This window comes from Streptomyces sp. NPDC086147 (assembly GCF_040702165.1).
In the GTDB taxonomy this organism is placed as follows: domain Bacteria; phylum Actinomycetota; class Actinomycetes; order Streptomycetales; family Streptomycetaceae; genus Streptomyces.
This window is the reverse complement of record NZ_JBFBJO010000002.1, coordinates 89,055-101,388: the sequence shown is the minus strand read 5'-3', so window position 1 is coordinate 101,388 and position 12,334 is coordinate 89,055. Positions and strand designations below refer to the sequence as shown.

Annotated in this window: 10 protein-coding genes and 3 pseudogenes; 3 read left to right on the top strand and 10 right to left on the bottom strand. The window is 71.0% G+C overall.

From position 1 onward, the window contains the following. Positions 1-123: 123 nt before the first annotated feature. Both AB0398_RS05320 and AB0398_RS05315 read right to left on the bottom strand, forming a co-directional pair. Positions 124-507 (bottom strand): DUF3037 domain-containing protein, encoded by a 384-nt coding sequence (locus AB0398_RS05320; protein WP_366372442.1) that lies wholly within the window; start codon positions 505-507, stop codon positions 124-126. Continuing rightward, positions 504-1,409: a HipA family kinase gene (locus tag AB0398_RS05315; RefSeq protein WP_366372441.1), complete on the bottom strand. Its 906-nt coding sequence runs from the start codon at positions 1,407-1,409 to the stop codon at positions 504-506. The genes AB0398_RS05320 and AB0398_RS05315 overlap by 4 nt, the downstream gene beginning before the upstream one ends. A 595-nt stretch (positions 1,410-2,004) precedes the next feature. On the opposite strand from AB0398_RS05315, the gene AB0398_RS05310 reads away from it, so the two are divergent. Further along, positions 2,005-2,388 carry a hypothetical protein gene (locus AB0398_RS05310; protein WP_329852227.1) on the top strand — a complete coding sequence of 128 codons (384 nt, stop codon included), beginning with the start codon at positions 2,005-2,007 and terminating at the stop codon, positions 2,386-2,388. A 23-nt stretch (positions 2,389-2,411) separates the two neighbouring features. Here the strand turns inward: AB0398_RS05310 and AB0398_RS05305 are convergent. Next, positions 2,412-2,780: pseudogene (locus AB0398_RS05305) on the bottom strand (sensor histidine kinase); the annotation flags it as partial. A 78-nt stretch (positions 2,781-2,858) separates the two neighbouring features. Between AB0398_RS05305 and AB0398_RS05300 the strand changes: the two are divergent. Together AB0398_RS05300 and AB0398_RS05295 are read left to right on the top strand one after the other, a co-directional pair. After that, a pseudogene (locus AB0398_RS05300) lies at positions 2,859-3,113 on the top strand (MBL fold metallo-hydrolase); the annotation flags it as partial. An 82-nt stretch (positions 3,114-3,195) separates the two neighbouring features. Then, positions 3,196-3,882: an MBL fold metallo-hydrolase gene (locus AB0398_RS05295; RefSeq protein WP_366373001.1), complete on the top strand. Its 687-nt coding sequence runs from the start codon at positions 3,196-3,198 to the stop codon at positions 3,880-3,882. Between the two features lie 133 nt (positions 3,883-4,015). Here AB0398_RS05295 and AB0398_RS05290 read toward each other — a convergent pair whose 3' ends face one another. The 7 genes and pseudogenes from AB0398_RS05290 to AB0398_RS05260 all read right to left on the bottom strand — a co-directional run bounded on the left by AB0398_RS05290 (position 4,016) and on the right by AB0398_RS05260 (position 12,241). Beyond that, positions 4,016-4,426, bottom strand: coding sequence for a hypothetical protein (locus tag AB0398_RS05290; protein ID WP_366372440.1), 411 nt, complete (start codon positions 4,424-4,426; stop codon positions 4,016-4,018). Between the two features lie 418 nt (positions 4,427-4,844). Continuing rightward, entirely contained in the window at positions 4,845-5,702 is an 858-nt protein-coding gene (locus AB0398_RS05285; protein ID WP_329852423.1) for a slipin family protein, read from the bottom strand. A 192-nt stretch (positions 5,703-5,894) separates the two neighbouring features. Continuing rightward, positions 5,895-6,145: pseudogene (locus tag AB0398_RS05280) on the bottom strand (ATP-dependent helicase); the annotation flags it as partial. 41 nt (positions 6,146-6,186) lie between these two features. Continuing rightward, a complete protein-coding gene (locus AB0398_RS05275; RefSeq protein WP_366372439.1) occupies positions 6,187-7,626 on the bottom strand; it encodes an aldehyde dehydrogenase (NADP(+)) in 1,440 nt (479 codons plus the stop codon). 63 nt (positions 7,627-7,689) lie between these two features. Continuing rightward, positions 7,690-8,814 (bottom strand): (Fe-S)-binding protein, encoded by a 1,125-nt coding sequence (locus tag AB0398_RS05270; protein ID WP_366372438.1) that lies wholly within the window; start codon positions 8,812-8,814, stop codon positions 7,690-7,692. Beyond that, positions 8,811-10,190 carry an FAD-linked oxidase C-terminal domain-containing protein gene (locus AB0398_RS05265; RefSeq protein WP_366372437.1) on the bottom strand — a complete coding sequence of 460 codons (1,380 nt, stop codon included), beginning with the start codon at positions 10,188-10,190 and terminating at the stop codon, positions 8,811-8,813. The genes AB0398_RS05270 and AB0398_RS05265 overlap by 4 nt, the downstream gene beginning before the upstream one ends. Positions 10,191-10,246: 56 nt before the next feature. After that, positions 10,247-12,241: a hypothetical protein gene (locus tag AB0398_RS05260; protein ID WP_366372436.1), complete on the bottom strand. Its 1,995-nt coding sequence runs from the start codon at positions 12,239-12,241 to the stop codon at positions 10,247-10,249. Between the last annotated feature and the right edge of the window lie 93 nt (positions 12,242-12,334).

Genomic DNA, 12,334 nt, shown 5'->3' with positions numbered 1-12,334 from the left:
TCCTGCGTCCCGCACATGAGCGACCGCTTAGTATCGTCCGCAGACGAGACGCTAGAAGCCCTGGCACCCGGTGTCAACGGCCCACCGGGTGCACCTGGTCACCCTGCGTCCGGGCGCGGGCGCTCAGCGCACGAGGAGATCGAGCAGCCGCTCCACCTCGGCCTCGGGATCGGCGGTGAGGCCGGTGTGCACGGGCCCCGGCTGCACGACCGTGGAGCGCGGCGCGATCAGCCAGCGGAAGCGGCGCCCCGCGTCGTCGCGCGCGGCCTGTCCGGCCGCGTCCCCGCCGAGGCAGAGCCCTTCGACGGCGCGCAGGGCCGCCCGTACGCCGGTCACGTCGGCCGCCGGGTCGAGCACCGTCAGCTTGGCCTCGTCCAGGTGCGTGCGGGCGGCCACGAAGGAGCGGGCGCGGCAGTAGACGACCACGCCCGCGTTGAAGCACTCGCCGCGCTCGACCCGCGGCACCACGCGCAGCAGCGCGTACTCGAAGACGTCGCGGTCGCTCACGTGGTGCTGTCCTTCTCGACGGGCTTCTCGGTGGACTTCTCGGCGGGCTTCCCGGTGGCCCGGTCGGCGGGCTCCCCGGTGGGGCGCGCGCGGGGCGCGAGGCGTTCGGCGAGCCAGCCGGGCGGCCGCTGGGGCCGGTTCTCGGTGCGCGGTCCGAGCGTGATCCGCTCGTGGATGGTGGCGGCGCGGGGCAGCAGCGCCTCGACGTAGGCGGCGCGCACCTCGTCCGGGCCCGTGAAGCCGGGCTCGTCGACGAGCCACTCGTCGGGCACGTCGGCGGCGACCTCGTCGAGGAGTTCGCGGGTGACGAGCGGGGCGAGCTCGGCGGCCGCGGCGGCGACGTCGGGCGCGAAGGGGGCGAGCGCGTGGTCGGAGGCGTCGTACGGCTTCGCGGCGGACGCCTGCGCCCCGGGCCAGTTGTGGTGCCAGATCATGGTGGCGCCGTGGTCGATGAGCCACAGGTCGCCGTGCCAGACGAGCATGTTCGGGTTGCGCCAGGACCGGTCGACGTTGTTGATCACCGCGTCGAACCAGACGACCCGGCCCGCCTCGGCCGGGTCCACCTCGTACGCCAGCGGGTCGAAGCCCAGCGACCCCGGCAGGAAGTCCATGCCCAGGTTGAGCCCGCCGCTCGCCTTGAGCAGCTCCTGCACCTCCTGGTCGGGTTCGGAGAGCCCGATGACCGGGTCGAGCTGGATCGTGACGAGCTCGGGCACCCGCAGCCCGAGCCGGCGGGCGAGCTGCCCGCAGATCACCTCGGCGACTAGGGTCTTGCGGCCCTGTCCCGCGCCGGTGAACTTCATGACGTATGTGCCGTAATCGTCCGCCTCGACGATCCCGGGGAGCGATCCACCTTCACGCAAGGGCGTGACATAGCGGGTCGCTGTCACCTCTGTAAGCATTTCCTCAGGCTATACGCCTCAGTCCCCTGGCAATCAACGGAAGGACTCTGCGGTCTACGACCGGGCGGCCCATACCCTGGGGAGAATCCGGGGAGTTTGGGCGACAAAGTGCCCAGGTCGGCGACCTCGACGATCCCTGGCAGCGAGCCAGCCTCACACATGGGTGCCACATGGCAGGCGACTGCGACCTTTTCAAGCACTTTCCCAGGCCGCCCATCTATTCAGCCTTGCAATCCACGGGTGACTTCTTCGGGGCGTCGAGGCAGCAATCGCCGACCAACGACGCTGGGGAGAATCTGGGGAGTTTCGGCTGGCAAGCCAGACTCCCCGCTCCCGAAGCAGACCGTCGATGGTGCCGTGCCCCTTACTGCCAGCCTCCGGCATGAAGGGAGCGCAGTAACCGAGGATGATCGCTGACGAGGGTGTCCGAGCCGGCGGGCCAGGGTGACAACGGACCCCCACTGCCAGGGAGACGTGCTCGCCCGCACCGAGGCGCTGCGCTCGGTCTACGCCGATGCCTTCTGCGCACCGCCCTGGAACCGCCGATCGTTGGATCACCTGTCAGGTTCCCCAGCCCGGAAGCGCGTGAGCCCCCATGAACAGTCGGACCCCCCGCCCCACAGCCCGCATCCTCGGCGGCAACCACGAGCTCGTCGTCGACAGTCTGTCGCTGGACGAGGACTCGTTCACCGTCCGTTACACGGTCAGGCCGCCCCTCCCCGAGGGGCAGGAAGGCGGGTCGCCCGTCCTGCTGGCGCTGGAGGCACGTGACGACGTCGGCAACGAGTACACCGACTGGGGCGGGGCGTACGGCCTGAGCGACGACGGCGGTCACACGGACGGCTCGATCAGCGGGCAGCCGGCCGTCGCCCAGTCCGCGCGTGTCCTCACGGTCCGCCTCACGTTCCTGCGGGAAGGGCGGGAATTCCCCTGCGACCTGCCGCTTCAAGTGCCGGGCACCCGACCGGACTCCGACTGACACGACCAGGCCCTCCACCGGCCTCATGTCGTCTTCTCCGGGGAGACAGCCGGACGTGACGGCGAGGGTCCGTCCGGCGTACGCAGGCCGAGCACCATGGTCAGCCCGCCCCCAGGGGTGTCCTCCGCCGTCACCGTGCCCCCCATCGCCTCCAGGAAGCCGCGCGCCACGGCGAGGCCGAGGCCGACCCCTTCACCGCGCGGGGCGTCGCCGTACCTCTGGAAGGCGCCGAAGATGCGGTCCTTGGCCTCGTCGGGGACGCCGGGACCGCGGTCGACGACACGGAGTTCGACGCGGTCGGCGAGGGCGCTCGCCGCGACGAGGACCGGCTCCCCGGGCGGGCTGTACTTGACGGCGTTCTCGACGATGTTGGCGACGGCCCGTTCCAGCACACGCCCGTCGTGGGCACGCCCGCGCAGACCTGTCCCGACGTGTTCGTCCCCTCGTGGGAGGAGCTGGGGGAAGGGGAGATGCGGGTGACGGTGCTCGGGAGCGGCAACCCGCCCCCGACCCGCGCCCAGGCGTCGGGCAGCGTACTCGTCGAAGTGGGCAACGCCGAGCGCGACATGTTCCTCTTCGACGTCGGCAGCGGATCGCTGGCGAACTTCCTGTGCCTGAAGCTCCCCGTGAACGGGCTGGACAAGGTCTTCCTGAGCCATCTGCACGCCGACCACACGGCCGACCTGATCACGCTGTTCGGAAGCTTCCGCAAGGCGGGGAGAGCGGGCCCGCTCCACGTCTGGGGCCCCAGCGGTTCGGAACCGCGGTTCGGAACCGCGGTTCGGAACCGCCCGCGCAGTCGAATGCATCGCCGAGGCGTGCGCCTGGGACACCGAGTCGACCCGCGGGTTCACGAGCAACGAGAGCGCGCAGATGCACGTGGCAGAGTTCCCCGCGACGAAGACGCACACCGTTTACGAGGACCACGGGGTCACGATCACCGCGTTCCCGGTGGTGCACGGGCTCGACGGCGCCGTAGGCTACCGGATCGACTACGTCGGCCTGAGCGTCGTGCACTCCGGTGACACCCGCCCCTGCTGGCCCCTGGTCCGGGCCGCCGAGAACGGTGTGGACCTCCTGATCCACGAGTGCTTCCCCTCCGCGGACCTGCTGGCCGCCCTCACGGGAAGGCCGATCGACAAGTTCGAAACGATCATGGGCATCCACACGGTGCCTCGGATGGCCGGCAAGGTGTTCTCGCTCGTCGAGCCGCGTATGGCGGCCCTGTGGCACACCATGCTCGTACCACCGCTGGTCGAAGGCATCTTCCAGCAGTTGCGCACCGCCTACGAAGGACCGGTCCCCCAGACGCAGGACCTCACGGTGTTCAACATCACGAAGGAAGCGGTCGTCGCCCGCCAGACGGAAACGGTCGCGCAGGCGATGGTCGTCCAGGGCGAACCCACCGTCCGGCCGACCTTCGGGGAGCGGCCCACTCCTCCCAGCTGGTGGAAGGACGCACTGATCACCGAAGACTCGCCGACCGTCGCGTAGATCAAGGGTTCAGCGATCCGAGAAGACCGTGTGCGACGGCGTGCGGGGCGCGCTTTCTCGTGCCCCTGCGTGCTCTTCGGCGGAGGCGCGGCGTTGCCGCGTGATCTCCCTACGGGTGCGTGGCGTCGGGGAGTTAGTCGCCTCGTCCGTGGGGGTCCATGCCGGCTTCCTTGAGGACGGCTCGGTGGACGTCGTGGATGAGGTGCTGTTGCGCTTCGGTGAGACCGCAGGTGACGGCTGGGCCCGAGCCGGGCTCGTCGCGTTCCCCCCAGATGACCAGGCTGTCGAGGAGGCTCTGGTCGGGTCCTCCCAGCACGGACGCGACGGACGAGGCGACGTGGTTGAAGCGGCGGTGGGCGCCGACGGGGCCGCCGGCGGCGGTGGTGTGGCCGTGGAGGCCGGGGCCGCCCCAACCGGCATGCTGGATGCTAAAGGTGGCGGGAGTCATGCGGGGCGGGTCACCGGCCTGGGCCGACGTGCCGGGGATGCCGTCGTGGAAGTGCAGGAGTCCGTCGGGACTGATCAGCGCGTAGGTACCGGGCATGGAGTGCCTGGTCTCGTGCGTCCGGTGGGCGTGACCCGCGAGCGGCAGGCTGCCACGGCGGTGCCAGGACGGGACGGATCGGGGAACGCGCCTGTCTGCCCGCCGAGGGCTACTTCCATCGTCCCTCGTTCTCCGGCTGGAGGCCAGTGTCCGAGGTACCGGAAACCGAGTGCAAGGGGCCGGAACCGCTGCCCGCATCTCCCAGGTCCCCGTACCGGCGGACGGCACTGTGTCCGGGCGGGGAACGCCGCGACGGAGGAAGGCCATGTCACCGTCGAGGGCTGGGCTTCTGGCGACCCGCGCGCAATGCGTCCGCGACCGGTCGTGGACGCACCGGTGGCAAGCGGCGACCCCACGCTCCCACCTCGGCGCGGGCGGCGCCGAGGTGGGAGAGGTCCCAGGACGGCTGCTTCGGCTGTCACGAGGGCTTGGCGGCTCCGTTGACCGGGGGCGGGAGGACGACGGCCATGGTGGTGTCCGCCGGATTGTCGTCCCGCTGTGCGGCGGCGGCCGTCTCGCGGGCGAGGAACGTGCCGAGTTCGCCGATGGTGCTCATGAGGGGGGCGGGGAAGACGACGGTGCTGTTCTTGTCCACCCCGATCTCGACCAGGCTCTGCAGGTTGCGCAGCTGGAGGGCGAGGGGGTGGGCCATCATGGTGTCGGAGGCGTCGCCGAGTGCCGCCGCGGCCATCGATTCGCCCTCGGCGCTGATGATCTTCGCCCTCTTCTCCCGCTCGGCCTCGGCCTGGCGGGCCATGGCGCGCTTCATGCTCTCGGGCAGCTGGATGTCCTTCAGCTCGACCAGGGTGACCTCGACGCCCCAGTCGGTGGTGGTGATGTCGAGGATCTCGCGGATGTCGACGTTGATGCGGTCGGTCTCCGACAGGGTCTCGTCCAGGGTGTGCTGTCCGACGACCTTGCGCAGGGTGGTCTGCGCGATCTGGTTGATGGCCGCGCTGACGTTCTCGACGGCGATGACCGACTTCACGGCGTCGACGACGCGGTAGTAGGCGACCGCGGAGACGTCCACGCTGACGTTGTCGCGGGTGATGATCCCCTGGGACTGGATGGGCATGGTGACGATCCGCAGCGACACCCGGTGCAGGACGTCCACGAACGGCACGATCAGCCGCAGCCCCGGCTCCCGGACACCGATCAGCCGGCCGAACCGGAACAGCACCCCCTTCTCGTACTGCCTGACGATCTTGACGGCCATCGCCAGCCCCACCAGGGCCAGCACGGCCAGGACGATCAGAAGGACGATCAACACGCCCATGACACCGCTCCTCAGAACGAGGACCACGTCACGCCCGCGCGAGGCCCGCCGACAGCGGCGACAAGAAGAGAACTTTCCCAGGTCGCCCGGAGGACTGCGCGGATCCTGCGCATGCGACGAGTCCTCCTCCTTCCCAGCATCGCGCGGGTTCCCGGCGGGGGGTAGGGGCCGAACGGTCCAGTGCACCAGTCGTGCGATGCCGCCGTCTCCGACGGGTTCGACGAAGAGGGCGGCATCCGGCCCGGTCGATGCAGGCGGCCTGCCAGCCGCGGCCGGCCAGGAGCGGACGGCGGGCCCGGGCGTTCCTCGGTGAGGACGGTGGGGTCGGCGGTCCCGATCTCCGTGCGTCCGGCGAGCACGGTGAACTCGGGCGCTGTCGTGAAGGAAGCAGTCGGCTCCACGAAGTGGCGGTGACCGAGGTGTTTCTCCGCTTCGGTTCCGAGACCTTTCCTGTTCGGTGGACCGGACGGAGAGGTCCGCCTTGTCACACCCCTGTGCGCTGCGGTACCTGCCATGGGTTGGCGGTCCGCAACGGGTACGGCAGCAATGCCTCGGGCATGTTCTGGTAGGCGACCGGGCGCAGCCACCGGGCGACGGCTGTGCCGCCCACGCTGGTGTGCAGGGGGTTGGTCGTGGCCGGCCAAGGGCCGCCGTGGTGCATGGCGCGGGTGACCGCCACTCCCGTCGGCCAGTCGTTCCAGATCAGGCGGCCTGCCCGCAGAGCGGACCAGATCTCGCGGGCCAGTTCCTCGTCCGCCTCTTCCTGGCCGTGCACCGTGGCCGTGAGGCTGCCCGGGAGCTCACGGAGGGTGGTGAGCAGATCCTCGGTGGAGGCATAGGTGACGACGGTCGATGCCGGGCCGAAGCATTCCCGGAGGAGTTCGGGATGGGCGCGCAGGTCGCGAGCCGTGACGGTGAGGAGTTCCGCCGAGGGACCGTCGGCTGGTCGGTCGGTGTGGTGGGGGCCGGTCGGTGCGGTCGCGATCCGCCGGACGGCGGGGTGGGTGGCCAGCTCGTCGAGGGTCGTGCGGTAGGCCTCGGCGATCCAGGATCCCAGCATCGGCGCGGGAGAGGTCTGGGTGAGGGCCAGGCGGAGAAGTTCGTCCAGGTCGTGCCGTTCGGGCAGGAAGAGCAGGCCAGGCTTGGTGCACAGCTGGCCCTGGCTGCGGGTGACGGACGCGATGTACTCGCTCACGAGGACGGGGCCGCGAGCGGCGAGCGCTTGGGAAGTGACCACCACGGGGTTGAGCGAGCCCAGTTCTCCGTAGAACGGGATCGGGTCGGGGCGGGCGGAGGCGAGGTCGAAGAGCATCCGGCCGCCAGTGGTGGAGCCGGTGAAGCTCACGGCCTGGACGGCGGGGTCGGTGACGAGGGCGCGGCCCGCCTCGCGGCCGTGGACGACGGAAAGCGCCCCCGGTGGCAGGACTTCGGCCGCGAGGGCGGCGGTCCGGTCGGTGAGACGGGGGTGGCCCTCGTGGGCCTTGACGACGACCGGGCAGCCGGCGGCGAGCGCGCTGGCGGTGTCACCGCCGAGGACCGAGAAGGCGAAGGGGAAGTTGGAAGCGGTGAAGACGGCGACCGGGCCGAGCGGGACGAGCATGCGGCGTACGTCCGGGCGCGGGGCGGGGACAGCCGTGTCGTCCGCCCGGTCGATCATGACATCGAGGTGGGCGCCCTCTTCGGCGATCTCGGCGAACATCTCCAGTTGTACGCGGGTACGCAGTACCTCGCTCCGCAGCCTGACGTCGCCGAGGCGGGTCTCCTCCTCCGCGAGGGCGACCAGTTCGTCGGTGTGCTCGCGGAGCACGTCGACGAGGTCTCGGAGGAGTGAGCCGACCTCGGACGGGGTGAGTGCGGCGAGAACGGGAGCGGCGGCGCGGGCGGCTTTGATGGGCAGGGGGTCGAGCGGGCAGCGGGAGGGCATGTCTTCTCTCAGTTGTGTCGCGGAGGGCTGGAGTCGGTTTCCCGGGCGGATCGCTGGGCGCCCCTAGGCGCTCGGAAGGCTCTTCTCTCCTGCCGTGAGCAGGAGTTCGGCCAGGTGCACGGCCTTGACCCGTGAGCATCTGCGGCGCAGGCCGGTGCGGAGCTGGCGCAGACACCCCGGATTGACCGCGGCGACGAAGTCGACACCGGCGGCCTCGATCTCGTCGATCTTGGCGGTGAGGATGCGACGCGATTCACGGGGTCGCAGCAGGGAGTAGGTCCCGGCGGCACCGCAGCAGGTGCCGGCCGAGGGGAGTTCGACGTAGTCGGCGATTCCGGCGAGCAGATCACGCGGGGCGGTCCACACTCCGAGGCCGTTGCGCAGGTGGCAGGAGTCCTGGAGCGCGACACGGGCCCGGCGGCCGTCGACCCGGAGTTCGCCGAGGGGGCGGTACGCGGAGCCGTTGGCCAGGTGCTCGGAGAGTTCGCGGACGCGGTCCCTGCCGAGGACCGAGGCGAGGTGGGCGGCGCAGCCGCCGGAGGTGGTGACGATGGTGCCGGGAAGGTCCTCGCCCATCCGGTGCGCGAGGCGCTCACCGGTGGCGGTGTCGCCGTTGTGGGCGTGCAGCGCGCCGCAGCAGCCCTGGCCGGCTGGGGCGGTCAGTCCGGGGACGAGGGCGAGAGCCGCGCGGCCGACGCGCGGGAAGAGGACGCGCTCGAAGCACCCGAGCATGAGCGAGGCCCCACCGGAGCCGACGGCCGGGGTCTCGGCGACGGCCGTGGGCGGGGTTCCCCGCAGTCGTCCCAGCAGGCGGAAGAGGACCCGCCGGCCGGCGGCCAGCATGAGGGCACGGGCGAGAACGGGCATCCGGCGTCCGCGCCACTGGTGGTCGCGCCACTGCTCCAGCAGCTGCCCGTACTCGACGCCGGCCGGGCAGGCCGGTTCGCAGGCGCGGCAGCCCAGGCACTGCGAGGACTGTTCCCTCAGCGTGGGGTCGTCGGGTTCGAGATCGCCGGTCTGCAAGGCGCGCATGAGGTTGATCCGGCCCCGGGGCGAGGACGCCTCGTCACCGGTCTCGGCGTAGGTGGGACAGGCGGGGAGGCAGAAGCCGCAGGAGATACAGCGGGAGAGGAGGTCCGGGTCGAAGACGGGCTTCGGCAGGGGGGCGGCGCCTGTGCGGTCGGTCATGAACCCAGCTTTCCGGGGTTGAGGATGCCGGCCGGGTCGAAGGCCGTCTTCAGCCGGCCCAGGAGGTCGATCTGGTCGGCGCCCAGCTGCGTGGTCAGGTAGGGGAGTTTGGCCGCGCCGACGCCGTGTTCGCCGGTGATGGTGCCGCCCAGGTCGATCGCGGCGGCGAAGATGTCGGCGAAGGCGCTCTCCGCGCGGGCGATGGCATCCGTGTCGTCCTGGGACTTCACCACGCAGGTGGGGTGAAGGTTGCCGTCGCCGGCGTGGCCGAAGGTGGCGATCGTGACGCCGTGTCGGGCTCCGATGGCGTCGATGCGGTCGACCATCTCCGCGATGCGGGGCCGGGGCACGGTGGCGTCCTCCAGGATGGTCAGCTCACCCAGCCGGGAGAGGGCGGGAAGTGCGCATCGCCGAGCGGCGAGGAGGGCCTCGGCCTGCGCCACTTCGGCTGCGGTCGTGACGTCGAGGGCTTCGTGGGCCGTGCAGACGTCACTCATGCGCTCCAGGGCGCGGGCGACCGTGTCGCTTTCGCCGTCGTCGCCGAAGAGAAGCAGTGCCCCCGCGTCGGTGCGCAGCCCGAGACGGGCGAAGTCCTCCACTGCCTGGACGCAGGAACGGTCGAGGAATTCGAGGGTGGCGGGGAGGATCCCGGCGGCGATGATCGCGGTGACGGCCCGGCCCGCGGCTGCCAGATCGGGGAAGTAGGCGACTCCCGTACCGGCAGTCGCAAGGGCGGGCCGCAGGGCGAGGGTGGCTTCGGTGATGACGGCGAGGGTGCCTTCGGAGCCGGTGAGGAGCCGGGTGAGGTCGTATCCGGCGACGTCCTTGTGGAGGCGGCCTCCGGTGCGGATCACCTCTCCCGTGGGCAGGACCGCCTCCAGACCGAGGACGTAGTCGCGGGTGACGCCGTACTTGAGGCCGCGCAGGCCGCCGGCGTTGGTGGCGATCGTGCCGCCGATGGTGGCCACCGTGCGGCTGCCGGGGTCGGGGGCCCACAAGAGGCCGTCGCGGGAGGCTGCTTCGGCCAGGGCCGCGCTGGTGACGCCGGGCTGGACCCGGGCCAGGAGTTCGGCCGGAGCGATCTCGAGGATCTGGTTCAGACGGGTCAGGACCAGGACGACGCCTCCTCGGGAGGCGACGGTGGCGGCGCACAGGTTGGAGCCGGCGCCGCGTGGGATCACGGGGACGGCGTAGCGGGTGGCGATGTCGAGGACGGCGGCGACCTCGGCGGTGTCGGCCGGGAAGACGACGGCGTCGGGCCGGGCGTGGAACAGCGGGGTCGCGTCCCGGCTGTAGGGGACGAGTTCGCCGTCCGTCTCCCGGAAGTGACCGGGTCCGACGACCGACCGCAGGGCCGCTCGTGCGGTGGCGTGCATGGGGGTCTCCTCGAAGCCGGGCCCCGCCCGGGGGAGGGGGCGGGACCCGGCGGTTTCTAGAGCCTGATCGCGGAGCGGTCGGCGATGAGGACGGGCGAGTCGTACACCGGCACGTTGCGGAAGGTGTGGGTGCTCCCCGATACCGTCCAGTCGGCGGCGGGGATGTCGAAGACGGCACCGGTCCGTACGTCGACGTAGACGGGGTCGGTGAAGTCGCCGTTGGGGAGGGTCAGGCGGACCGGGGTGCGGGTGGTGCTGTCGCCCGGGGTGGTGGTGCCGTTCCAGACGCCGACGATCTGGCGTCCGGTGTCGCGCTTCGCGAAGCCCTGGACGGTCAGGGTGGTGGCGGAGTCGGTGGTGAAGGGGTAGGCCGGCAGCGCCGTCACCGAGCTGTCGATGACGGCAGCGAGGGTCTGGACCGCGTAGTAGGACGGCTTGGCGTAGCGGATCGACTTGTCGCTGTTGGTCTGGAGCAGGCCCTTGCTGTTGATCTTCGAGGGGTAGTGGAGGTCGGAGATGCTGAAGGCGCTGGTGCTGATGCCCTGGCCGAGGTCGTGCGTGAGGCGGCGCAGGAACCACTTGGTCTGGCTCAGTTCGGTCCAGTCGAGGTCGCCGAGCGCGCCGAAGCTGTTGGGTGCGCTGGGGGCTCCGTTCTCGCCCTGCCTGAGTACGGCTCCGGGTGCGTACTGGTTGATCAGGGCCCGGATCCTGTCGACCTGCTGGTAGGTCCAGACGTCGTCGGGGTTGGGGTTGTAGGGGTGGTAGCTGATGCCGTCGAGCAGGTGGCTCTTGCCCTGTCCGGAGAGCCGGACGAGGAAGTCGTTGGTGTACGGGACGTCGATGCCGGCCTCGCCCGGCCCGTAGATGACGGAGTCGGGCTGTTCGGCGCGGACGCGGGCCGCCGTGCGGGCGAAGAAGTCGGCGTACGTGGCTGCCGGGATGCCGGCGAGGTTGGGCTCGTTCCAGATCTCCCACTCGGTGACCCGGTTCTCGTATCGCTTGACCATGGCGGTCACCCAGGCGTCCCAGGCGGCCAGGGCCTCGGTGGACGTCGGGATCTGGCCGCCGAGACCGGCGCCTCCGCCGCCCGTGTAGATGCCGTTGCCGTAGGACAGCTGGAGCCAGGGCCTGACGCCGCGGGCCGTGGCGTCGTCGACGATGCGGTCGAGCCATGTCCAGTCGTAGACCCCCTTCGTCTTCTCGGTCTTGGCCCAGCCGCCCTGCAGGCGGACCCCGGTCGCGCCCAGCCGCCCCAGGTAGGGGGCGTACGCCTGGTAGTTCGTGTAGTCGCGGTCGAGGGTCTCGGCCCCGACGAGCAGCTGGGAGGTGCCCACCTGTGCGGCCGTGCGGGGGGCGATCGTGCCGAGGTGCGGCCAGGCCGTCGGGGATGCCTCGGCGGTGGTGCGGACGTCGTCGAGGTAGGCGGTGCCGGTATCGGCCACGGAGACCCCGGCCTGCAGGCTGGCCAGATCGGTGGTGGAGGTGCGAAAACGCAGCCCGGCTGCGCGGCGTTCGCCGTCGATGTGGAGGTCGGCAGTGGCGGTGCCGGGGCGGGCGACGAGACGGATGTCGTACCAGCGGTTGGCGACGTAGGTGCCGAGGTCAATCCGGGTCGCGCCGTCGTAGGTGTAGAGGCGGCCGGTGGGGCTCATGGCGACTGTGACGCTGTGGCCGCCCGAGCTGTCGAGGTGTACGCCGACCGTGGCGGTGGACTGGGCGGCTCGCAGCCGGAATCCGGCGACGACGGTAGACGTCGTGGTTCCGAACGTGGCGGCGGCGGTGGTGTTGGCCGTGGTGGAGACGTCTCGCAGGCGAAGACTTCGGTCGACGGTGCCGGTCACGTCCTGGACTGTGACGTCACCGCTGGACGTCCAGCCGGGAGCGGGAGAGCCGGGCGCGACGGCGTCGAAGGTGCTGGAGAGGTTCGCCGCGGCGGCCGGGCCTGCCGAGGCGACGGAGATCAGGGCGCCGACCAGAGCGGCGGAGAGGAGGAGCGGGACGGTGCTCCCGTGACGGGAACGTACAGAGCCGGATGGAGCGGGGTTGACCATGATTCCTGCCTTCTGCGGGGGAGGGCGAATCGATCGGTGAACGGGATGTGGGTCGTGCTGCCGGAGCGCCGGTTGCCGGCGCTCCGGAGACTG